This window comes from uncultured Methanobrevibacter sp., from assembly GCF_902771435.1.
Classification (GTDB): domain Archaea; phylum Methanobacteriota; class Methanobacteria; order Methanobacteriales; family Methanobacteriaceae; genus Methanocatella.
Genome location: NZ_CACXXB010000024.1, coordinates 1 through 23066, shown reverse-complemented (window position 1 = coordinate 23066; position 23066 = coordinate 1). Strand labels below are relative to the sequence as shown.

Annotated in this window: 23 protein-coding genes and 1 pseudogene; 16 read left to right on the top strand and 8 right to left on the bottom strand. The window is 33.5% G+C overall.

All coding sequences use genetic code 11. From position 1 onward, the window contains the following. Positions 1–118 precede the first annotated feature (118 nt). Positions 119–1317, top strand: a pseudogene (locus QZU83_RS07590) (4Fe-4S binding protein). A gap of 44 nt (positions 1318–1361) precedes the next feature. Here QZU83_RS07590 and QZU83_RS07585 read toward each other — a convergent pair. Further along, entirely contained in the window at positions 1362–2618 is a 1257-nt protein-coding gene (locus QZU83_RS07585; protein WP_295610963.1) for a dihydroorotase family protein, read from the bottom strand. A gap of 88 nt (positions 2619–2706) precedes the next feature. Between QZU83_RS07585 and QZU83_RS07580 the strand changes: the two genes are divergently transcribed. Continuing rightward, positions 2707–3792 carry a nucleotidyltransferase family protein gene (locus QZU83_RS07580; RefSeq protein ID WP_295610962.1) on the top strand — a complete coding sequence of 362 codons (1086 nt, stop codon included), beginning with the start codon at positions 2707–2709 and terminating at the stop codon, positions 3790–3792. Here the strand turns inward: QZU83_RS07580 and QZU83_RS07575 are convergent. Then, positions 3781–4794 (bottom strand): hypothetical protein, encoded by a 1014-nt coding sequence (locus tag QZU83_RS07575; protein WP_295610960.1) that lies wholly within the window; start codon positions 4792–4794, stop codon positions 3781–3783. The two genes, QZU83_RS07580 and QZU83_RS07575, sit on opposite strands and share 12 nt — an antisense overlap. A 70-nt stretch (positions 4795–4864) precedes the next feature. Continuing rightward, positions 4865–5098: a KEOPS complex subunit Pcc1 gene (locus QZU83_RS07570; RefSeq protein ID WP_295610958.1), complete on the bottom strand. Its 234-nt coding sequence runs from the start codon at positions 5096–5098 to the stop codon at positions 4865–4867. A 233-nt stretch (positions 5099–5331) separates the two neighbouring features. Between QZU83_RS07570 and rplJ the strand changes: the two genes are divergently transcribed. The 3 genes from rplJ to mfnA all read left to right on the top strand — a co-directional run bounded on the left by rplJ (position 5332) and on the right by mfnA (position 9480). Next, entirely contained in the window at positions 5332–5814 is a 483-nt protein-coding gene (rplJ, locus tag QZU83_RS07565) for a 50S ribosomal protein L16 (RefSeq protein ID WP_295610956.1), read from the top strand. A gap of 174 nt (positions 5815–5988) precedes the next feature. Further along, complete coding sequence (gene ppsA, locus QZU83_RS07560; protein WP_295610955.1) at positions 5989–8262, top strand: phosphoenolpyruvate synthase; 2274 nt, start codon at positions 5989–5991, stop codon at positions 8260–8262. A 60-nt stretch (positions 8263–8322) separates the two neighbouring features. Then, positions 8323–9480 carry a tyrosine decarboxylase MfnA gene (gene mfnA / locus QZU83_RS07555; RefSeq protein ID WP_295610953.1) on the top strand — a complete coding sequence of 386 codons (1158 nt, stop codon included), beginning with the start codon at positions 8323–8325 and terminating at the stop codon, positions 9478–9480. Positions 9481–9483: 3 nt separating this feature from the next. Here mfnA and QZU83_RS07550 read toward each other — a convergent pair whose 3' ends face one another. The 4 genes from QZU83_RS07550 to QZU83_RS07535 are packed head-to-tail and all read right to left on the bottom strand — an operon-like array spanning position 9484 to position 12536. Then, on the bottom strand, positions 9484–9858 hold the full coding sequence (locus QZU83_RS07550) for a dihydroneopterin aldolase family protein (RefSeq protein ID WP_295610951.1): 375 nt from the start codon (positions 9856–9858) through the stop codon (positions 9484–9486). Then, a complete protein-coding gene (locus QZU83_RS07545; protein WP_295610950.1) occupies positions 9858–10580 on the bottom strand; it encodes a sortase in 723 nt (240 codons plus the stop codon). The genes QZU83_RS07550 and QZU83_RS07545 overlap by 1 nt, the downstream gene beginning before the upstream one ends. 37 nt (positions 10581–10617) lie before the next feature. Next, on the bottom strand, positions 10618–11781 hold the full coding sequence (locus QZU83_RS07540; protein WP_295610948.1) for a DUF515 domain-containing protein: 1164 nt from the start codon (positions 11779–11781) through the stop codon (positions 10618–10620). Positions 11782–11831: 50 nt separating this feature from the next. Beyond that, positions 11832–12536, bottom strand: a complete 705-nt coding sequence (locus QZU83_RS07535; RefSeq protein ID WP_295610947.1) for an archaetidylserine synthase — start codon at positions 12534–12536, stop codon at positions 11832–11834. Between the two features lie 387 nt (positions 12537–12923). Here QZU83_RS07535 and QZU83_RS07530 point away from each other — a divergent pair, with 387 nt between their 5' ends. From QZU83_RS07530 to atwA, 11 genes are all read left to right on the top strand, one after another. After that, positions 12924–13562, top strand: a complete 639-nt coding sequence (locus QZU83_RS07530) for a hypothetical protein (RefSeq protein ID WP_295610946.1) — start codon at positions 12924–12926, stop codon at positions 13560–13562. Positions 13563–13564: 2 nt separating this feature from the next. Then, complete coding sequence (locus QZU83_RS07525; protein WP_295610945.1) at positions 13565–14638, top strand: rod shape-determining protein; 1074 nt, start codon at positions 13565–13567, stop codon at positions 14636–14638. A 43-nt stretch (positions 14639–14681) separates the two neighbouring features. Further along, positions 14682–15296, top strand: coding sequence for a ribonuclease HII (rnhB, locus tag QZU83_RS07520; RefSeq protein ID WP_295610943.1), 615 nt, complete (start codon positions 14682–14684; stop codon positions 15294–15296). 93 nt (positions 15297–15389) lie between these two features. Next, a complete protein-coding gene (locus QZU83_RS07515; RefSeq protein ID WP_295610942.1) occupies positions 15390–16229 on the top strand; it encodes a MotA/TolQ/ExbB proton channel family protein in 840 nt (279 codons plus the stop codon). Between the two features lie 8 nt (positions 16230–16237). Then, positions 16238–16651 (top strand): biopolymer transporter ExbD, encoded by a 414-nt coding sequence (locus tag QZU83_RS07510; RefSeq protein ID WP_295610940.1) that lies wholly within the window; start codon positions 16238–16240, stop codon positions 16649–16651. 14 nt (positions 16652–16665) lie between these two features. After that, positions 16666–17292, top strand: coding sequence for an IMP cyclohydrolase (locus QZU83_RS07505; protein WP_295610939.1), 627 nt, complete (start codon positions 16666–16668; stop codon positions 17290–17292). A 33-nt stretch (positions 17293–17325) separates the two neighbouring features. Next, positions 17326–18090: a coenzyme F420-0:L-glutamate ligase gene (locus QZU83_RS07500; RefSeq protein ID WP_295610937.1), complete on the top strand. Its 765-nt coding sequence runs from the start codon at positions 17326–17328 to the stop codon at positions 18088–18090. Positions 18091–18099: 9 nt separating this feature from the next. Continuing rightward, positions 18100–19005, top strand: coding sequence for a 2-phospho-L-lactate transferase (cofD, locus tag QZU83_RS07495; RefSeq protein WP_295610936.1), 906 nt, complete (start codon positions 18100–18102; stop codon positions 19003–19005). Between the two features lie 19 nt (positions 19006–19024). Next, complete coding sequence (locus QZU83_RS07490; protein ID WP_295610934.1) at positions 19025–19786, top strand: GTP cyclohydrolase III; 762 nt, start codon at positions 19025–19027, stop codon at positions 19784–19786. A 29-nt stretch (positions 19787–19815) separates the two neighbouring features. After that, positions 19816–20526: a tRNA-dihydrouridine synthase gene (locus tag QZU83_RS07485; RefSeq protein WP_295610965.1), complete on the top strand. Its 711-nt coding sequence runs from the start codon at positions 19816–19818 to the stop codon at positions 20524–20526. A gap of 73 nt (positions 20527–20599) precedes the next feature. After that, positions 20600–22198, top strand: a complete 1599-nt coding sequence (gene atwA, locus QZU83_RS07480; RefSeq protein ID WP_295610933.1) for a methyl coenzyme M reductase system, component A2 — start codon at positions 20600–20602, stop codon at positions 22196–22198. Positions 22199–22208: 10 nt separating this feature from the next. Here atwA and QZU83_RS07475 read toward each other — a convergent pair whose 3' ends face one another. Next, on the bottom strand, positions 22209–22901 hold the full coding sequence (locus tag QZU83_RS07475; RefSeq protein ID WP_295610931.1) for a M48 family metallopeptidase: 693 nt from the start codon (positions 22899–22901) through the stop codon (positions 22209–22211). Positions 22902–23066 lie beyond the last annotated feature (165 nt).

The window sequence follows — 23066 nt, the reverse complement described above, 5'->3', positions numbered from 1 at the left end:
CCATGTTTATCTTGTGCTACCCACTCAATGGATAGTCAAATGAGATTAGCTGAAGTAGATATTGTAGACAGTGAAGGAAACCTCATTAAAAAATTCTAAGTTTAAGGGGGTTTTATAAATGATAGTATTTAATGAAGATGGCTGTATAAAATGTGGTGCTTGTGAAGGTACTTGTCCTACATCAGCTATTGAAGTAACACCTAACTCTATTATTCACTGTGACACTTGTGGTGAAGAACCTAAATGTGCAGACGCTTGTCCACAAGGTGCATTAAAAGTTGAAGATTACGAAATCGCTGAGGGCATTACCCAAAAAAGATTAGTTTTCAACTCTGTATTATGTGATTCCTGTGGTAAATGTGAAGAGGTTTGCCCACAAGAAACTATTAAAGTCACTGGTGCTAAATTAAAAGAAGTTGAAGGATTCTGTGTAATGTGTCAAAAATGTGTTGACATTTGTCCTGTAGATGTAATTGGAATTCCTGGTGTTAAAGAACCTGCTGAATATGATTTAGATCTTAAAGGTAAAGGTCCTGTTTACATCAAAGATTGTGTTGGATGTGGAACTTGTGTAGATCCTTGTCCTGTAAATGCAATTACTCTTGAAGAAGTTGGAAGTCCTGTTACTGTAAGTGACGCTTGTATCAGATGTGGTTTATGTTCTCAAACCTGTCCTTGGAATGCAATATTCATTGCTGAAAAAGTTCCTGTTAAACGTGAAAAAGAAATTACTTCATTCACTTTTGACTCAGCAAAATGTATCGGTTGTAACACTTGTGTAGAAGCATGTCCTGGAGACTTTATTTCTGCAAACAGTGCAAGCTTAACCGTTGCTATTCCTAGTGTCTGTGCTGCATGTGGTTTATGTGTAAAACTTTGTCCTGTTGATGCTTTAGATATTAAGGTATTGGAAGAGACGCAGAAAAATGTGACTTCATCGGTGCATGTGCTAACAAATGTCCTACTGAAGCTATTCGTGTAGTTACCAAAACTGGTATGTTATGCCCAGCTTTAGAAGAAACTGATTTAGAACCATCCTTCACTAGTTGTATTAGATGTGGAGCTTGTGCTTCAATGTGTTCTAACGATGCATTGAAAGTAGAACAATACGAAATAACTATTGATGGCGAACCTGTTGCTAGAGATAGGATTTCATTCAACCCATCTAAATGTGACCAATGTGGAGACTGTATCGAAGCATGTCCATATGACATGATCCACAAAACAGACAATCCTAAATTACCAATTGCAGGATTCTGTACCTTATGTGGTCAATGTCTTGAAGCATGTCCAGAAGACGCATTATGTTATAAATAGGTGTGTTAACACACCTTAATTTTTTTCTTTTTTTTAAAAATAAGTTATATTTTATCCATTACTATTTTTCCATTAACGATTGTCATTACAGGCATTCCAGTATAATTCCATCCGTCAAATGGTGAATATTCTGCTTTTGTTTTAAATTCTTCAATATTGAATTTTCCTTCTCGTTTCAAATCAATAACAGTAAAATCGGCATCCATTCCGATAGCTATTTTTCCTTTATTTTCCAATCCATAGACTTTTGCCGCATTTTCACTGAATATTTTCGGAATTATTTTTAAATCCACATTGCCTTTGTTTACTTCGGTTAAAATTAGGGGAACTACGGTTTCTAGATTAGGAATTCCCGGTGATGAGTTCCACACTCCTTTTGATTTGTCTTCCAGTGTATGTGGAGCATGGTCTGTTCCTATTATTGATGCATCATCCAAATCATTGATTGTTATGCTGTCCTGTTTTTCTCTCAGTGGAGGGTTGGTTTTTACAAATGTTCCATATGTATCATAAGCGGTATTGTCCATCAATAAATGATGAGGTGTAAATTCCCAGCTTACAGGTTGTGTTTTGCTTGCATTTTCAGCCAAACTCAATGATTTTTTTGAACTTAAATGGCATACATGCAACTTTAAATTGTTTTTGCCTGCAAGTTCAATTGCCTGGCTAACGGATTCATCTTCGGAAATTGCGGGTCTTGCATAACTGTAATCTATTGGGGTATTTTCATCTTTTTCTTTTAGTTCTTTGGTTTTTTCTTCCACAATTGCTTTTTTCTCGCAGTGTACGGCGACAAGGCCGTCATAATCTGTTGAATTTTTCAATTGGCCTAAATTTGAAAATATTTCCTCCAGACTTTCATCACTTTCCAGATCCATGAATATTTTAAATGCAATCGGATTTAATTCGACCATCCTTTTCATTTCATCAAGGGTGTTGTGTCCTGCTTGAAGCTCAAAATTAACAACAGATTTGCTTTGGGCAATTTTGATTTTTTCTTTAAGCGCCTTGTAGGTATTTGTCTTTGGCAATGTGTTGGGCATGTCGATTACGGTTGTAAATCCTCCGTTTGCTGCAGACATGCTTCCGGTTTTAAAATCTTCTTTTTGTGTTAGTCCCGGATCTCTGAAATGTATGTGGGGGTCTATAAAACCTGGCAATATGTAATTGTTTTTGATATCAATTGTCTCATTGCCTGTTATCGGTTTTTTTGAAATATCTGCAATTTTTCCATTTTCTACTCTGATGTAAAATTCTCCAGCTTCATCTATAAGTTTACAGTTTTTTATAATTAAATCCATTATTGGCCCCCATTTAAGTTAAGTTATTATTTTATATCTATGTTTTAAAACATAAGTTTTTTTTAATTTAAGAGTTATATTTATCTTTATGTCTAAAGTTTCAAACATTCTAGCTCATGATATGGAATTATTTTACAATGATTTGGATGAAAACTATATGGTTTCAGACACCCCATCTGATGTTAATTTGATAGCGGATTTTACTGAGTATAATCCTTTACATAACGGTCATTTTCATTGCATGAAAACTGCAAAACATATGTTTCCTAAGTCATTATTTGTAGCAATCGTGCCGGGCTTATTTGAACGAAGTGGTCGTGGTATACCATATATATTACCACGCCAACTTAGGGCAGAAATTGCAATTTCCGTGGGTGCGGACATTGTTGTTGAGGGTCCTCCTATGGGAATTATGGGTTCCGGCCAATATTCATTATGTCTTTGCAAGATGTTTAAAGCTTTAAACACTGATTTTATTCCTAGGGGATACAAACCTGTTGAAGGAATGGATGAAATTTTGAAAAGAATTAACATGGGTCATCATGTTGCACCAAAACCATATAAGATCGTTGACAAGACAACCGGTGAAATAATTTTAAAGGGAAAATTGGAAGAGGATAACTATGTCATAACCTCATTTTCAAATTCGTTAAGTAAAATCGGTTTTGATTTTAAGGATAAATTTATTTTTGTAGAACGTATAGGTGGAGTCAGCGGCACACTTATCCGTGAGAGCATATTGAATGACAACTTTGATGACGTGGTTGACATGATGCCTCCAAAAACCATTGAAGTCCTGAAACGCGAAATAAAAAATAATTCAATAATTTATGGAATTCGGGATGTTGAAAAGATTTTAGACACTGCAAACAACTACAGTTTTGATGAGTTATCTGCCTTAAATCTGTTCAATGATAAACTGGCTGAAAACATTATTGAAAATAGGCCATTCACTAATGTGGATGAGCTGCAGGATGCCATTCTTCAGGGATTTTCATCTCATTTCCGCCAAAGGGTATTGAGCATTTTGGAAAATCCGATACCAAAAAAAGAAATTTCAAGATATATTGAAAAATATCCTTCCGTTATCAGGGTTTTAGGATACAAAGATGATGATAGCTTGGAAAAATTTAAAAATAAGGTAAATAATGAAAATATATCATTATCTACTTAAAATTGCATTAACCACATTTTGAGGGTTTTTAAGTGCAAATACTGCATCCATAAATGTTGGGTAGGTTGCCTGTAATATGAACAGATATATGATGTAGTATAAGACAATTAAAATCACGATAATCAATATTAATGTTAAGATAATATCGATAATTCCCATTGGTTCCTTTTCATTTTGATAGTTCAAATTATGGATTCCTGAATCCTTTTTTTCTTCCATTAATTTTTTATCTTTAAGGCCTTGTTCATTAGCAATTTCAGCCCTGATTCTTGCTTCCATTTCTTCAGGGGTTTCAGGTCTTGAAGTTGGTTTTTCAGGAACTTCCACTTCTCTTTTAGGGTATTCCTTTTTAGTTAAAGAGCCGTATTGTTCTTCATCTTTTGCTAATTGTTCGCCTAATGGAACTTCGTTTTCTTCAAAATACAAGTCATCTAAATATTTCTCATATTTGTCCTCAAGATCCTGCCTGGCAGTTGTTTTTGGAGGTTCATAATCATGATCAGGATAGATGTATTCTTGTTCATTAGCGATTGGTTCCTGTAGAGTTTCTTGAGGAACCTCTTGTGGAATCTCTTCTTGTGGGAAATCAGGTTCGTCAGGTGTAATTTGTTGTGGTTCTTGATAAATGCTTTCCCCTTCTTGTAAGTAAGAAGATTCTAATCCTCCACTGTATTCAATATTATCTTTTATGTTATAAGGTGAATCATCACTAATTACTTTATATTCCTGTACTGGTTCTTCTTGCGGAGCGTATGTTATTTCAGGCTCTGCAGGTTGTTGGTAAATATTTTCTTCTATAGGTTGCTCATTGACAGTAACAGGTTCACTTTCAACTTCATTTTTTGGAGCTGAATTGTCTAAGCTGAGACCTACAATTTTTTCTAAACATTCTTTACAATAAATTTTACCGGCAATTTCTAAACCACATTCTTTACAAATAGTTTTTCCACATATTGCACAAACATCTGTGCCTTCTCTTTCAGGATGATAATGACATTGCATAAATTACACTCTCTAACGAATAAATTTTATTAATTGTATATATTTATCATTTTTATTTATATAAAACTTTTTATGAATCAACAGTTTTTTTAATAATATTCTCGCTGACAATTTCTGATGCTATTAAATCATCAATTGTCGCAAGGAAACTTCCTAAACTTTCACTAGTTATCTCGTAATTTATTGTATTGTTATTTAAATTACTCTTAACATAGTTTTCATTGTCGACTTCCAAGGAATCATAAACTAAGCAAGCAGATTCTTTTGTCTTGTATTTTAATGTTAATGCTCCATTTATTTTCATTTTTTCACATTTTTTATTGTTGGATGACTTTTATATTTGTTTTCCAAATTAATATTATTTATCATATTATTTGAAAATATGGTAACATTTATTAATGACTTAATTAATATATTTAAGTATTCTATATATTACGATATATGATTTTTTATAGCTATTATTGGAATCTAATATTATATAGCTATTTTTCAATTAGACATGTTTATTCATGTTATTTTTATTTCGGAGGAATAATAATGGTTCGTGCTTATACAAGAAGAGATTACATTAGAAAAACCCCAAACTCAAGAATTGTACAATATGATATGGGTAATTTAAAAGAAGAATTCCCTGTTTCATTAAGTTTAGCTGTTAAAAAACCAGCTCAAATTAGACACAACTCTTTAGAAGCTGCAAGGATTGCTTCTAATAGGTTAATGCAAAGAGCTGCTGGTAGAATGGGATACCACTTAAAATTAAGAGTATATCCTCATCAAATTGTCAGAGAAAACCCAATGGCAACTGGTGCAGGTGCGGATAGGGTACAAAGTGGTATGAGAAACGCATTTGGTAAACCAATTAGTGTTGAAGCTATTGTTAAAAAAGATCAAAGAATCATCACTATTGACTGCCAAGAAAAAAACTTTGAACAAGCTAAAGTTGCATTAAAAAGAGCAGGTATGAAATTACCAGTTCCATGCAAAATAGTTGTTGACAAAGGTGCTGAATTAATTAAATAGATTTTAATTAATTTTTTTTACTCTTTTTTTTTAATTTAATTTTTATTTTCAATACTTTTCGGATTTTTATAATTAAATATTTAAACTTTAAAATAAATATTAATAAATATATTATATTGGTAAATGTTTTTATTATTCTATGGAATATATTTTTAAGCCAAGAGGTTATATTTTATGTATGTTGTAAAATTTGAGGATTTAAATAAATCTGATATTGGAATAGCCGGTGGAAAAGGTGCTAATTTGGGTGAATTAACTCAAGCAGGTATTCCTGTACCGCCTGGTTTTGTAGTAACCGCAGAAACTTATCAAAAGTTCATGGAAGAAGCTGGAATTAATGACAAAGTTATGGATATTCTCGATAAAATTGACATTAATGATACCAAAGCTCTTCAAGCGGCAGCTGAAGAAATCAAAGGAATCATTAACAGTGCTCCAATCCCAGATGACATGATTTTATTCATCACTGAAGCTTATAATCAATTATGTCAAAGAGTTGGCGAAGATGACACTGATGTAGCAATCAGGTCTTCAGCTACTGCAGAAGACTTGCCTGAAGCTTCCTTTGCAGGTCAACAAGATACATTTTTACATGTTTCTGGAAATGATGAAGTAATTGAATATATCAGAAAATGCTGGGCATCCTTATTTGAAGCAAGAGCTATCTTCTACAGGGAAGAAAATGATTTTGAACATTCAAAAGTATATATTGCTGTTGTAGTTCAAAAAATGGCAAATGCTGATAAAGCAGGCGTAATGTTTACTGTAAACCCATCAACTGGTGAGGAAATTGCTTTGATTGAAGGATCATGGGGTCTTGGAGAATCTGTTGTATCCGGTGATGTGACTCCTGATAATTATCAAGTTGATAAGAAAAATAATGAAATTATCAATGTAACCATCAGTGACAAGAAAGTAATGTACACTAATGATGAAAACGGTACAAGTATTAAAGTTGATGTTCCTGAAGATAAAAGAAAAGAAAGAGTTTTATCAGATTCAGAACTCATTCAATTAACTGAAATGGGTAAAAGAGTTCAAGCTCATTACGGTGAACCGATGGATACAGAATGGGCTTTTGAAAATGGCATCTTATTCTTATTACAAGCAAGACCTATCACCACTTTAGGTGATGTTGAAGAACAAAAAGACGAATCCTCTGATGATGTCGGTGATGTTCTTGTAAGAGGTCTTGGTGCAAGTCCTGGTATGGCATCAGGTAAGGTAAAAATCGTTTTAGACATTGACGAATTGGATAAAATTAAAGATGGAGACATTATGGTTACAACCATGACCACTCCGGATATGGTTCCTGCTATGAGAAGGGCAAGCGGTATTGTCACCGATGAAGGTGGTGTAACTTGTCACGCTTCCATTATTTCACGTGAACTTGGAATTCCATGTGTTGTAGGAACTGGAAACGCTACTACCACTTTAGTGGAAAATGACGGCGTTACTTTAGACGGTAAGAAAGGATTGGTATTTGAAGGAATTTCCGAAACCAAATCCGAAGAAGTTGCTGCTGTAAGCGTAGAAGCAGCACCAATTATTACAGTCACTGAAGTAAAAGCTAATGTAAGTATGCCTGAAGCAGCAGAAAAAGCAGCAGCTACTGGTGCTGATGGTGTTGGACTTTTAAGAACCGAACATTTAATGTTAACCTCTGGTATTCACCCTGGCAAATTCATTGCTGACGGAAGGGAAGATGAATTAATCGATACAATTGCAGACAATGTTCAAATTGTAGCCGATGCATTCTATCCAAAACCTGTATGGTACAGAACTTTGGATGCTCCAACTGATGAGTTCATTACCCTTGAAGGTGGAGAAAACGAACCTAGAGAACACAACCCAATGCTCGGTTGGAGAGGTATTAGAAGAGAACTCGATCAGCCTGAAATCCTTAAATGCGAATTTAAAGCTATTAAAAAATTGCATGAAAAAGGATACACAAACATTGGTATTATGATACCGTTATCCCAAAGCCCTGAAGAACTTAAAAAGGCTAAAGCTCTTTGTTCTGAAGTTGGTTTCGAACCACATAAAGATGTCGAATTTGGTATGATGGTTGAAATTCCTGCAGCTGCAATAATGATTGATGAGTATATCAAAGTTGGAATAGACTTCGTAAGTTTAGGAACCAATGACTTAACTCAATACACTCTTGCTGTTGACAGAAACAATGAATTTGTTGCAAAACACTATTCTGAAGAACACCCTGCAGTAATGAAATTGATTGAAAGAACAATTAGAAAATGTGCTGAAGCTGGTGTTAAATGCAGTATTTGTGGTCAAGCAGGTAGTGTACCTCACATTGTTGAAAAACTCGTAGAATTTGGAATTACAAGTGTATCTTCAAATACTGACGCTATCGCTGATGTGAGAAAAACTGTTGCACGTGCTGAACAAAAAATTATTCTTGACGCTGCCCGTAAACGTTTAGAATAATCTTTTTATTTCTTTTTTTTATTTTATTTTTATTTTAATTATATTTAGTTAGGTTATTTTATGCAAGATAAACCAATAGATAAAGATGTTATTTTAAAGGAATTGGCTGAAATTCATAAATTGGATCATGATTATGCTGATGGACGAATTTTAGGGTCAATGTGTACTGAAGCACATCCATTTGCAAAAGAAGTTTATTGTAAATTTCTTGATACAAATTTGGGCGATCCTGGTCTTTTTAAAGGAACAAAATTCATTGAGAATGAAGTTATCAAGTCTATTGGTGAGTTATTATCTTTGGATAAACCTTATGGAAATATTGTAACTGGTGGAACTGAAGCTAATATTATGGCTATTCGTGCTGCCAGAAATCATGCAAGAAAATACAAGGGTATTGTTGATGGGGAAATTATCATTCCTGAATCTGCACATTTCTCTTTTAAAAAAGCAGCGGACATGCTGAATTTAAAAATTGTTGAAGTTGAATTGGATGAAAATTATAAAATTGATGTAAATTCATTAAAAGAGGTCATTTCTGATAAAACTGTAGCTATTGTTGCAATTGCAGGCACTACTGAACTTGGTTTGATTGACCCTATTGAAGAAATCTCCAAAATCGCCCACGAAAATAACATTTTTTTCCATGTTGATGCGGCATTCGGAGGATTTTCAATTCCATTTTTAAAAGATCTTGGTCATGACCTTCCGGTTTTTGATTTTTCATTGCCGGGGGTCTGTTCAATAACTGTCGATCCTCATAAGATGGGTCTGGCTCCAATACCTGCAGGGGGAATCATTTTCAGAAAAGAGGAATATCTCGAAGTTATGGCTGTCGATTCTCCATATCTTACAGTCAAAACTCAATCAACAATTGTCGGGACTCGTTTAGGGGCGTCATCTGCAGCAACTTATGCAATCATGAAATACTTTGGTAAGGAAGGGTACCGTAAGCTGGCAAGTAATCTGATGGAGAATACTCAATTTTTAAATGATGGTCTTAAAAAATTGGGATATGATGTAGTTTGTGAACCTGAACTGAATATTATAGCTTTTAATCATCCAAATATTGGTGCGGATGAACTTGCTGAAAAATTAGAAGACTTAGGCTGGAAGGTTTCTGTAGCAAAATGTCCTAAGGCTATCCGTGTAGTTTTAATGAATCATATTAAAAAAAGTCATTTAAAAAAATTATTAGAAGATTTAAAAGAAATATATTAACTTTTAATCTTCTGCAATGTCTTCAACATACATTAACGGATAATTAAGTTCTTCAACAAATTCAATCCTTATTGTTGCTGTGACATTTTTTACTTTTGTATATATTTTAACGTCTAACATGTCACCGGTAAGTGATGTGTATTCAAATTCGGTCATTGACTCTTCAAGTTTGTCGAATCTGATATTTACTTTAACATCTTCAATTGCCGGCTGCAGTTTCAAAGATTCTTCCATGCTGATTTCTAAACTTTTTTTTGTATTATTATTTACAGGAGTTCCAACAAATTGATGGAATAATGCACCCATGCTTATTGCACCTTCAAATATAGCTCGTTCCCTTGTAGTTATATTTGAAAAGTATTCCTTATCTACGTCCATCACATGCCTCCATTTAAAAAGTTTATCTTATCATATATTATCTCCGACGGTATTGGGAATAAGCAGAAATAGAACAGTAATGCAGATATGATTAGTACTGTTGCTAAAATGTATATTCTTTGGTCTTTAGAATAGAAGAAGCTAAATGCCAATCCAATAACTAAAAATAATGCACTTATTATGAATGCATTGGATTCCTGAGGATTGTCCTTAAGGATTTGTTCGTTAAGTGGACTTGTTTGACTTAATTCTCCTTGTATGATTAATCTGTTTTCGGTTGATCCGATTGGATCGCATGTGACCAGATATATGTAATTTCCACCCTCATTTGCAGAGAGCTGGTAGTCTGCAGGAACAACTGTTTTGTCTATAACTTTATATTTCACTTCTCCAATTTCAGGCCACTCCAAAACTAGTTCGTCGCCTTTATTCACTTCATTCAGTCTTAAAAACGGCGAACCTTGCAGTGTCCTATGTCCGAATAATATCACGTCTCCCTGTGTAGGATTATATGATGTTGGACCATGCAATACTCCGAGGTCTAATGTTTCGTTATTTATCTTTTCATTAATCCCTACTGATGGTATTACTATGGTTGGGGAGTCAATATTTCTTTCCACTGAAATTTTAGATGCAAAATAGTTAACTTCCCCGCTTGCATACAACCCAATTATGAGTAAACATATGATAATAATTATAGTTGTAATAGTTGGTCTGTTCATAATATTAATTTTGCATTAATCTAATATAATAATTTTTTTAATTATTATATGTTGAACTGATTTCATTAACCATCCATGTCGGGGCATGTGATGTTGGAATTGTCAGTACAATATTTTCCATATTGTTTATGATGAAATTCACCTTATCGTGTGGCACTTCAATTAAAAGCATGTATTGTGCGTCCAAATCACCTAAATTAATCTGGCGTTCGTAATTGGATAATTTAACTCCATAACTTTTAAGTAATTTTACAGTTTCTTTTTCACTATATCCCTTGATTATTGATCCTTTAAGCAGCTCCAGCACATTTGATGAGAAACTTTTAGTGTTTTCCCTAGGATATGTGTCATTTCCCTTTACATGCACATTGGATTTTGAATATTCAGAATCAATTTCTCCGTTTTCCTCATATCTCATTATGGACAATACGGTACATCCGCTAACATCTGGACTTGTGGTATTGTTGTTAATGCTTTCATCACTGTAGTTTGAGTTCAAATAAATGTCGACTATGCTTCCAACATTTATCAGTCCCGCTCCGGCCTGCAGCCTTGATACCAGTACGGGCACCGAAACGGTGTTCGGTTTTTCAAATTTTATTTTTGATAAAATATGTGCATCATTTTCACTGACGATTTGCATTGCCTCTTCGCTGTTCATTAAAACGTCCTTGCTTTCATTTGAATAAACCACTTGGGTTCGGTTAAATTTGTCCTGATTTGCAAGAATGGATTTTTTATGGAATGATTTCCAGTCCTTTGTAGCAGGTGTTATGATGTTTATGCTTTCCACTTCTTCAGCGCTTCTTGCATCATTTATTTTATTTTCTAAAGCCAAGGCATTTGGTGAGGTTACAAGGGGTCCGGAATATAAATCATGAAGTTCATTTAATTTTTCAGTTCTTGCAAGTGACAGCTCTTCCTGTTGCGGCTGATACACTAAAAAGTAGTATGAAGAAATGATTAACGTAATTAATATTAAAGTTGTTATGATGATTCCTATTTTTCTTTTTTGTTCATCTTCAGTTATATTTATTGTTCTGGGACTTAAATAAACTCCAATTTTACGGTTTAACTTTTTTAAGGGGCTCAATTCATCTTTTTTAGTTGGTTTTGCAAGTTTTTCCTCTTTAAACTGTTGTTTGATGTTTTTTGTTTCTCCAAAACCTTCTGGAAACAATGGATCTCTTGGTTTTTTCATGGCTCTACTCCTAATTGTCAATTAAAAGTAGATGGATTAATTTAATTTGGTCAGGATATGTAATTTTTAATTAAATTAATTATAAGGTAGTATAAGCAGAACATTAACAATAGTAATGCAGGTATGTTAATTGTCATTACAACGATTTTTATTGGCAAAATTAACAGGAATATTAGTACTACTGATATTGCAAGTATCGGTACATTATCGAATTTAGGGTAGATTACTGTACTTATCATAATTAATGAAACTATTAGGCTCAATATTAAAGCAATATGCATCTCATATAATCCGCTCAGATAATATGTGGCTAAAATTAAAGCTATTCCCGGTATTGGGAATCCAATAAAGTCTTTTGTTTCAATCAAATCTGCAATCACATTATATCTTGTTAGTCTTAAAACTCCACAGATAACGATAAATAAACTAATCAGTATTACGATTGGTTGAATAATAGTTGATGTGGTGTTAATAGTAGAGTATAGGAATATTGCTGGCGCTAAACCAAAGGAGATGGCATCAGATAAGGAATCGATATTTTTTCCAAATCCTAATGCGTCCTGTCTATTGGTTTTTCTCGCTACCCAACCATCTACTGAGTCAAACATGATTGCGAAAATCATAAACAGGGCTGCCAGTTCAAAATTGTGGTTTATTGAACTTAATACGGATAAAAATCCGCAGGTCATGTTTAATAGTGATATCACATCAGATACTGCTATGAATTTTTTGATGTTTGTATCTTCAATTTTCATGTTCAACCTCAGTAATACTTTTCACTTCATTTGTTATTAACTTTTTCTTTGATTTCGCTTTATTTTTATTAATATTTGTTTTTAATTATTTATAAGTGTTATTTTTATTCAAGTTTGTTATATTTTTCATTTTTTTAATTTTTGCCATTTGAATGATTATTTTTTTCAATAATTTCAAGTAATTATTTAGTTTAGTTAAAAAAATTGATGTTTATTAATTAATTTTGAAAAATTGACCTTAAAAGATAAAATATATATAATAATATTTTTAATAAATATTTATTGTTGGACTATAAATAAATATCAAATTTATTGGAAGTTTTATAAATTTTTCAGTTATTTATTTTTAGTCATCATGTTTAATATTAATGTATTGTGAGTAGTTAAATGATTGAAGATAATATACGTGTTCTTAGGCAGGCTGCAAGAGTCACAACCGACAGTAGTTATAAAATAGAAAAAACTTGGTGTGTCATTGCAGGTAATGTTGATTTGATTGATGAAATGGCTTATAAGGCCATATTGTCCAACGCCAATATAAAAATATTGTTTCGGGAACATGTTATATTAAATGAGGGCAAATTGGATAAGAAGTTTGATTTTATCATGCTTTATGGAAATTCCATTATCATCAATGATTTCAAAAATCAAACTGAAGATTTCGGCGGTGCATGTGTTCAAATACATCGCAGATATCTGTCCGATGAACGTAATTTGATGGTGCTTGTTGGACCGAATGATATTATGAAGGAAGCTCTAACCACTATCGAAAAATTAAGGGCACCATTTAAAATTCTTCAGGAATCTCAAACTACTGGATTCATTGATGTTGATATAAGTAATGAAGTTAGATTGCCAAATTTCATCAAAAATGCTTTGAAACCTTTTTACAATGCTAATGAAGTTGTTTTAACAACAGTACTGGTAGCTATTGAAAATGATGAGGATATTGAAAAGTTTCAGAGCATAGCTACATCTAATAAGATTTTCGTTATAGATTTTAAAGATATTGTAACGGAGGATTAATCATGAATATTTTTGGAAAAGATGAGGAAGAACCACAAGTTGACAATGTCAGAGTCATTAGCAACAGTTTAGGTATTGATTTAGGAACTTTAAACACAGTAATTGCAAAACCATCCGGTGATAAATTTGATTTATATCAAATTCCATCTGTAGTTGCCGTAAAAAAAGATGACCCATCAGAAGTTTTGGCTGTTGGGGAAGAAGCTAAAAGAATGCTTGGAAGAACTCCTGGTGATATTCTTGCAGTAAGGCCTTTGAAAAAGGGCGTAATTGAAAATGTTGTACAGGCACAAGCTTTACTTATTAAAGCAATGCAAATTGGTATTAATGAGGGCGAAAGTGTTGGAAGAATTGTTATCGGTATTCCTGGTGATGCTTCTGAAGTGGAAAAGAATGCTGCTGAAGAAATTGGTAGAAAAGCTGGTGCTCAAAACATTATGGTTATCAGTGAAGGTTTAGCTGCGGCTATTGGTGCAGGTTTACCTATTGCAGAACCAAACGGTACCATGGTTGTAGATATTGGTGCCGGATCAACAGATATTGTAATCATATCTCTTGGAGGAATCAATGATATCGAAACTGTCAGATGCGGTGGAGACGATATAGATAATAAGATTGTTGAACTTGTAGCAGAAAAATATGACGTTGCCATTGGTATTCATGATGCTGAAGCTGCAAAAATTGAAGTTGGTATGGTTAATTGCAGTGAACAAATTGAAAACCTGAGTGTTGAAGTAATCGGTAAATCCTTAGAAACAAACAGGCCTAAAAAAGTTGTAATTGATTCCATGCTGGTTGCTGAAGCTGTTGAACCATTCATGCAACAAATTGTAGGTGGTTTAAACATAATCTTAGAAAGATTATCTCCGGAATTAATGATGGGTGTTTACAACAACGCTGTTGCTGTTGGAGGAACTTCAAGACTCCGAGGTATGAAAGAAAGGATTTTTGATGAAATTGGAATTCCTATTGAAGTTTCAGACGATCCGATGACTGTTGTTGCAAAAGGTACTGCTATTGTTGCTGCAGAACCGCTTGCATTAGAACCTGAAGTTCGTCTTAGAGCTATGAAATAAATATTTTTATTTATTTCTTTTTTTTACTTTTTTTCTGATTTTTATGGATATTTTAGGTATTGATGAAGCTGGAAGAGGTTCAGTTTTAGGGCCTTTGGTCATTGCGGGTGTTTTAATTCCTGAAAAAATGGAAAAAGTCCTGGAGCGCATGGGTGTAAAGGATTCTAAAAAATTGGCCCCACATAGGCGTACTATTCTGTCTCGAAAACTTAAAAAAATGTTTGATTATGAGATTGTTGTTATTTCCGCTCGCGAAATTGATGAAATGAGAGCTGAAGGCATTAACTTAAATGAAATAGAAAAGAATGCAATGGAATCAATCCTATTGAAAATTAAACCTGAAAAAGCGATTGTTGATGCGGTTGACGTTAAAGCCGAGCGTTTCCAGGAAAACTTATGTAATGATACTGGACTCAATGTTATTTCAGAACATAAGGCGGATGACAAATACATCGAAGTTAGTGCAGCTTCAATAATTGCTAAAGCTGAAAGAGATGACCAAATTGCTAAAATAAATAAAGAATTTATTAAATCAGGTGGAATTGGTTCAGGTTATCCTTCAGATCCAAAAACAAAAGAATTTTTGACAAATTATACTTATGATGAGATGCCCGATTTTGTAAGGAGATCATGGGCAACCGTGGCAAAAATGAAATAATATTCTATTTTTTTTTAAATAATTTTAAGTACATGTAATAATATATTTATTCTTATAAAATTTTTTCGATATAATGGCATATAGAGGATAAAAATGATTATTGAATATATTACTCCCTTACTTGATGGAATTGCAGATATTTTCACTCAAGGGGGAATTATTACTTATATAATTCTATTTATTGGAATTTATGGTCTTGTTATTTCAATAAGGAAAATTGCTTATCTTAGAAAAATCAGTAAAGTCGATACTACTGAGATTTTTGGTGTTGTTACAGCATCTATGGAAAGGGGAGGTGCTGTTGAAGCATTAAAGCAAATTAATAATTTTAAAAATCCTATTTCCAAGATTATTTCCGAAACTTTAAAAATCGGTTATAAAAATAAGACTGAAGTTGAAGAAAGTATGGAGCAGATTTTTATTGTTGAAGTAGCAAAAATGACAAAAGGATTAAGCACCATTAAAACTATTACTGAGCTTGCTCCTTTTTTAGGTTTGATTGGTACTGTTATCGGTATATGGATGACATTTAAATCATTAGGAGTTCATCCGGATTCCGCAGCTATGGCTGAAGGTATTTACGTTGCTTTAACTACCACAATTATGGGTCTTTTAGTGGCTATTGTTTTATTACCTATCTATACTTATATACAAGGGCTTATTGAAGCTGAAATGGATAAAATTGAACTTGCTACAAAAATGACCAATTGGGGTTTTGCAGTTGTTAAAGTTAGGGTGGATTCCAATGTGGAATGTGCATTGGAAGCTCTTCAAAAAGCTGAAGGAGTCGTGAATACAAGATTGATTTCCGATCCTTATGCCAATATTAAAGTTTCATTTAAACCAAGTATGTTGGATAAAAGTATTTCGAATATTATTTTAGAAAAATGTAATGTTAATGCTGAGATTACTGAAAGTAAGCTAAAACAATAGGTGATTTTATGGCTATTGATGTTAGAAGGCATAAAAAGAAAATTGCAGATCAGAAACCAAGTATCAATTTGGTTCCTTTTATTGATATTCTTTTTACAATCATGATTTTTTTAGTGGTTACAAGTAATTTTTCAGCTACTGATGTTCAAACGGATGATTCTGATGTTGCAGATAGTGCAACTGGAAAACCTAATGTAACTGATGTTTCTGGAGACCAGGAATATTATATAGTTCCGGTGGCTAATTTGCATAAAGTTACTGTGAATGGACAAGATCGGTCGGATGCGATAGCCGGAGGCGCCGTGGGTGTTCAAGCAAAAGTTATTGATGAAGGCCAGGTTACAATTAAACCGGGTGAAGTTGTAATTACAACTCCTCCAGGTGTACCTCCAGAGGTAGCTGTGCATCGTCCTGAACTTTAAATTGGGGAATAAAAATGTATACTGGGAGAATTTTATCAACTGGGATGAATACTGATGGTAAACCTTTTGTAGCATATCGTGTTTCAAGCAGGTCATTTCCTAATAGGCAATGCCGAAAATTTGAAAACCGTGCAGCTATTGTTCCAAAGGAAGGTTTTGAAAAGGACATATTTGAGAATACCTATATTGCATACAATTGTGTTCGTTTTGCAAGAAATATGGCTATTGTATCAAATGGGTCTCAGACTGATGTTATAGCAGATAAACTAGCTTTAGGAATGAATATTAAAGACGCACTTGCATATTCATTGCTTACCATGGATTATGAGAAAGATGATTATCATACTCCAAGAATTGCTGCTGTTGTGACATCATCAGATAATGAAGATGAATATGAGTGTTATGTTGGAATCGTTAATGATAAAAAATTATTAGTCGAACAGATTCCGTTTGGGGATGCTGCGTTTATTTCAACATATGGAAGTCAAGCACCTGATTTGGTTGAATTTGATGCAAAAGATGCCGCATCTTCTGCTAAATTTATTTTTGATGAAGGCACATTTGCTAATTATGAGAAACCTGTAACCTCATGTGCGGCTGTGTTTGATGGAGAATGGACTATTGATGTCTATAATCCATAATTTTATTTTTTTTTAATATTTTTAGATGATATTATGAGAATTGAATTGATTGGTTTAGAGAATATTCCCATTGTGGATAATTCTAGTGACATATCCCAAATTATTAAGGATGCGATTATTAAGCAAGGTTGTGGACTTGAGCATGGGGATATTATTCTGATTGCTGAAACTTTGATTTCCAAAGCTGAAGATAATTTCATTGTTTTGGATGATTTGACTCCAAGTGATGAGGCAATTGAACTTGCGGAAAAATCCAAAAAAGATCCAAAACTGGTTCAGGCTATTTTGGATGAATCTGCTGAAGTTGTAAGAGTAGGTCCTAAATTCATCATCACTGAAACCAAGCATGGTTTTGTTTGTGCCAATGCAGGTATTGACGAATCAAATGTTGGAGATGGTCTAGCTACTCCAATGCCTGCAGATGCGGACAAATCTGCTTTTCAAATTCGTGAATTCTTGGAAAAGGAATTTGATGAAGAAATTGCAGTGATTATAACTGACACTCAAGGAAGAGCATTTAGATTTGGAGCTATAGGAACAGCAATAGGATGTTCAGGAATCACTCCTCTTTGGAAAAGGGTTGGCGAAAAAGACTTATATGGTCGTGAATTGGAAACTACTGAGATTGCAACTGCAGATGAGCTATCTGCTGCAGCTTCATTAATTATGGGGCAGGCTGATGAAGGACTTCCAGTTATTTTGATTCGCGGATTTAGCAGCTTTGATGAACTGAGAGACACCGACTCTGATATAAGTCCTTTGATTATGCCGAAAGAATTTGATGTATTCAGAGATTAGGTGATTTTCATGATTACTGTTTTATCCGGGGGAACCGGAACTCCTAAATTATTGCAAGGTTTAAAGGAAATTCTCGATCCCAGTGAGTTGACCATAATTGTAAACACTTTGGAAAACGACTATTTTTCCGGAGTTTATGTCTCTGCAGACATTGATACAGTTTTATACACCATGTCTGATTTGATTAATGATGAGTTTTGGTATGGTATTAAGGACGATACATTCATAACTCATGAGAGGCTTGAAGAGATTGGCTGTGCAGAATTGCTTAGGATTGGGGATAAGGACCGTGCAACAAAGATACAGAAAACTCAACTAATGAAAAAGTATGGTTTGGCAAAGGCCTGTGAAATTCAAGCGAAGAATATGGGACTGGACTGCAAAATTATTCCTATGAGTGAAGAAAACTCTGAAATTAAGATTATTACAGATATTGGTGAGCTGGAGTTTCATGACTTTTTAATAAAACATCAGTCAGAACCTGAAGTTTTGGATGTTAAATTTTCAAACGTTTCACCAACTGAAGGAATCATTGATGCGATTAATAATTCTGATGCAGTAATAATCGGACCTTCAAATCCAATAACATCAATTTCACCTATATTGTCTTTGGATGGAGTAAAAGAAGCTTTAAAAAATGTTTATGTAGTGGCAATTTCACCAATCATCGGTAACGACAGTGTCAGCGGCCCTGCCAGCAAATTCATGAAAGCAATGGATGTTGAAGTTTCATCATATGGTGTTGCATCATTATATCAGGATTTTTTAGATACTTTTGTAATTGATGATAAAGATATTGATAAAAAAGTTGAGGTAAATCAAATAATTAATAAGGTAATAGTTACAAATACAATAATGAATAATTTAGATGCTAAAAAAAATTTAGCTCAAATAATTATTGATAGTATTCCTTAACTTAAGGGGCGATAATTCAATGATACAAATGACATTAATACAAATTGACAATTATGGGCCTTGGACAGTCACTCCAAGACCACGTACGGAATCTGACTTACAAATGCTTCAAGCACATTTATTCGCTGATTTGAATAATCATTTTGGTAATAAAAAAGGTTTAGTTTTCTTTACCAGATTCGATAATTTGCTTGCAATTTCTAATGGTCTTGATGAAGAAGATCACTTAAGAATTCAAAGGTCTATTAGAAATAGATATCCTATTACTATTAGTATGGGTGTCGGCGCTGCTGAAACTCCTCATGAAGCTCAAAAATTAGCTACAATCGCACTTCAAAATGCAGGAAGTGCCCAGTCTGGAGAAAGAAAAGAGATTTTAGCTATTGATAGTTTGGTTGATGAAGAAGACAGTTTTGTTCAGGCAGCTCATATAGACATTAATAGTGTAACAGAAACATTGACAGATATAGAATCTGCATTTGATACTAGTTTCATGGTTAATAAGGCTCAACATTATTTAATGACTAAGTTAATTAAAAAAGGAGCATTATTGTTCTTCATTGGTGGTGACAACTTTATGTCTCCATGTAATGGTTTATCCGAACAGGATATTGAAGATATAATGGTTGAAATCGATGAGGAAATTGGTATTAAACTCAAAGCAGGTATAGGTCGTGGAAAAAATGCTGAAGATGCAGCATACATGGCAGATATAGGTCTTGAAGAAATACGTGCTAATAATAATGAAATGTGGACTTGGGTAATCGAAAAAGAATACTGAGGAATATTATGATTAAGGTAGTTGCACCCATGGCGGGAATAACTAACGCTGATTTTTTAAATAAGGTTATTCCTTATGGTTTTGATGTAGCTACTTTAGGGGGATATAGTTTAGATGCTCCCACAATAGAAGCAAGCAAGAAAATCATTGAAAGAGGAAGAAAGGAATTTGATTTTCCTCTGGATGAGATTTTTTCACATATTGAAAGTGAAGTTGCTTCTATTAAAAAAATTCATAGCGATGTTAAAGTATCAGCCAATGTAAGGGCAACCACTCCGCAACCAATAATAGAAGTTGGTAAAATAAAGGATTTGGATGTTGTTGAAATAAATTGTCATTGTCGCCAAGATGAAATTTTAGCCATTGGTTGTGGGCAAGAAATGTTAAAGAGAGCTGATTTTGGAGATTTCATTTCACAGGTTGTAAATAATGTTGATTGTGAAGTTTCAGTCAAAATCCGAGCTAATGTTGATGATGTTGATACTTTAAAAATAGCCTGCATAATTGATGATGCGGGTGCAGATTATTTACATGTTGATGCTATGAAAAAAGGAGTTTTCGATGCAGATTACAATCTTTTAAGAGAAATCTGTAATAATGTTCAAATTCAAGTAATTGGAAATAATTCAGTCAATAGTAAACTTAATGCTGAAAAAATGATTGCTACTGGGGTTAATGGATTTTCAATAGCTCGTGGAGTTATTTCCGGTAATTTGGATTTCAATCTATCTGATTTTTAAGATTTTTAAAACAATTGTTATTAGAAAACATTATTAATAGTTTTAAATAAAAATTATTTCAATAGGTGATTTCATGGATTTTATAACTCTTAAGAATATTACAAAAACTTTTGATGGTGTTGATGTTCTTAAAGATATTAACTTAAAGATTAATGAGGGAGAAACTTTAGGAATTTTAGGACGTAGTGGTAGTGGAAAATCTGTTTTAATCAATATGCTCAGAGGTACATTAGATTACAAACCTGATGGCGGTCAAATAATAGTAAATATTGCTGTTTGTCCAGATTGTGGCGTTGTTGACTCTCCATCTCACGTTGGTGAAAAATGTAGTTGTGGAGGAACCTTTGAAGCTAAAGAAGTTGATTTCTTCAATTGTGAAAGAAAATTATTTGCAAGTATTAAAAGAAGAATTTCCATCATGTTGCAACGTAACTTCGCATTATACGATGAAGAAACTGTAATTGAGAATGTTATGAGAGCAATGGGTGATGAAAAAGAATATGAGGAAAAAATTTATTTCGCTTTGGAATTATTGGAAATGGTTCAAATGAACCACAGGATTACTCATATTGCTCGTGATTTAAGTGGTGGAGAAAAACAAAGAGTAGTGCTTGCAAGGCAACTGGCTAAAAATCCTATGATGTTTTTAGCAGACGAACCGACAGGTACTTTAGATCCACAAACTGCGGTAAAACTTCACAATACTTTAAAAGAAGGAGTAAAAGATGAAGGAATCACCATGTTAATCACTTCACATTGGCCTGAAGTAATGATTGAACTTGCTGATAATGTTATCTGGCTGGAAGATGGTCAAATTAAAGAGGAAGGAGAACCTCAAAAAGTTGTAGATAACTTTATGGCAACCGTTCCTATTCCTCAAAAACCGGAAATTCCGGAATTCGGAGAACCTGAAGTTGTTCTTGAAAATGTCAAAAAACATTATTATTCCATTGAACGTGGAGTAGTTAAAGCGGTTGACGGTGTTGATTTAACTATTAATAAAGAGGAAATCTTTGGTATTGTTGGTTTGAGTGGATCAGGTAAAACAACAACTACCAGGATGTTGATGGGATTAACCGAACCAAGTAGTGGTGAAATCAAAATCAAGCTTGGTGATGAATGGATTGACATGACTAAAGTGGGTCCTCTTAACCGTGGACGTATCATGCCATACATCGGTTTATTGCATCAGGAATATTCATTATATCCTCACAGAACCATTTTAGGTAATTTAACTGACGCTATCAGTTTGAATTTACCTGCAGAATTCGGAAAAATTAAAGCTATTCATGCATTGACTACAGTCGGATTCACTGAAGATAATGCATCCATGATTCTTGATAAATACCCTGACCAATTAAGTGTGGGAGAAAAACATAGGATTGCACTTGCACAGGTTTTAATTAAGGAACCTAATCTTATCGTGTTGGATGAACCAACAGGTACTATGGATCCTATTACTCGTGTAACAGTAACAGATTCTATTTTAAAAGCCCGTACAGAATTAGAACAAACATTCATTATTGTTTCTCACGATATGGACTTTGTTTTAGATGTTTGTGACAGGGCAGCTTTAATGAGAGGAGGCAAACTACTCGATGTAGGCACTCCTGAAGAAATTGTAGATAAATTAACTGTAGATGAAAAAGAAGACATGCTTAAAAGAGAATAGGTAATTCTTCTTATTCATTTAATCTTTTTTTTATTTCTTTCCAATTCGGACAGTATTTGTCCATTAAATTTTTAAATTTTTTTGAATGATTGAATTCTATCAGATGGCACAGCTCATGAATCATTACATATTCCAGACATTCGATGTCTTTTTTTGCAAGATTTAAATTTAAAGTGATTCTTTTGTCCTGATATCTACAGTTTCCCCAGTTTTTCATATTTCTTATTTTTACCTCAGAGGGTGTTTTTCCAACTATTTTTGTGCATTTGTCCAAAACAGGAGGGATAGCTATTTTCATTTGATTTCGGTAAAATTCATCCAGGGTTTTCTTTCTTTTTTCAATTGTGCTTCTTTTTGCAATAGGCAAATAAAGTATGGATTTTTCTTCATCAATCAACACTTGTTTGACAGTATCATTTTTAATCAGCTGCAAGGTGTATTCCTTTCCCCACAGATAATGTTTTTCACCGTTGTCATACTTCAGCGGTGCTTTAATGTTATTTTCCATGATGTATCTTTGTTTTTTTAAAATCCAATCCTTTTTTAATCTAATGAAATTAACAATTTCCTCATCAGATATGAATAATGGCGCTGATACCTTAACATTTCCATTTGGAGGCAAAACTCTAAGATACATGTTTTTTATGTTTTTCCTCTCCAAGGTGAGTGTTATATTATCAATAGTCAGTGTTTCTTTTGTCATTTTTCAACCTAAATCTCGTGATGTTTCAAGAATTTATTTAATAATTTAGTGTTAATATATTTTTTCGACTCTTTCAAAAACTTTGTTGATTTTCATAATCCTTTTTGCGGTTGTCATTCCAAATTAGATCTCTGCGATAGATTCGTTTTAAAACACCTCGTGTGG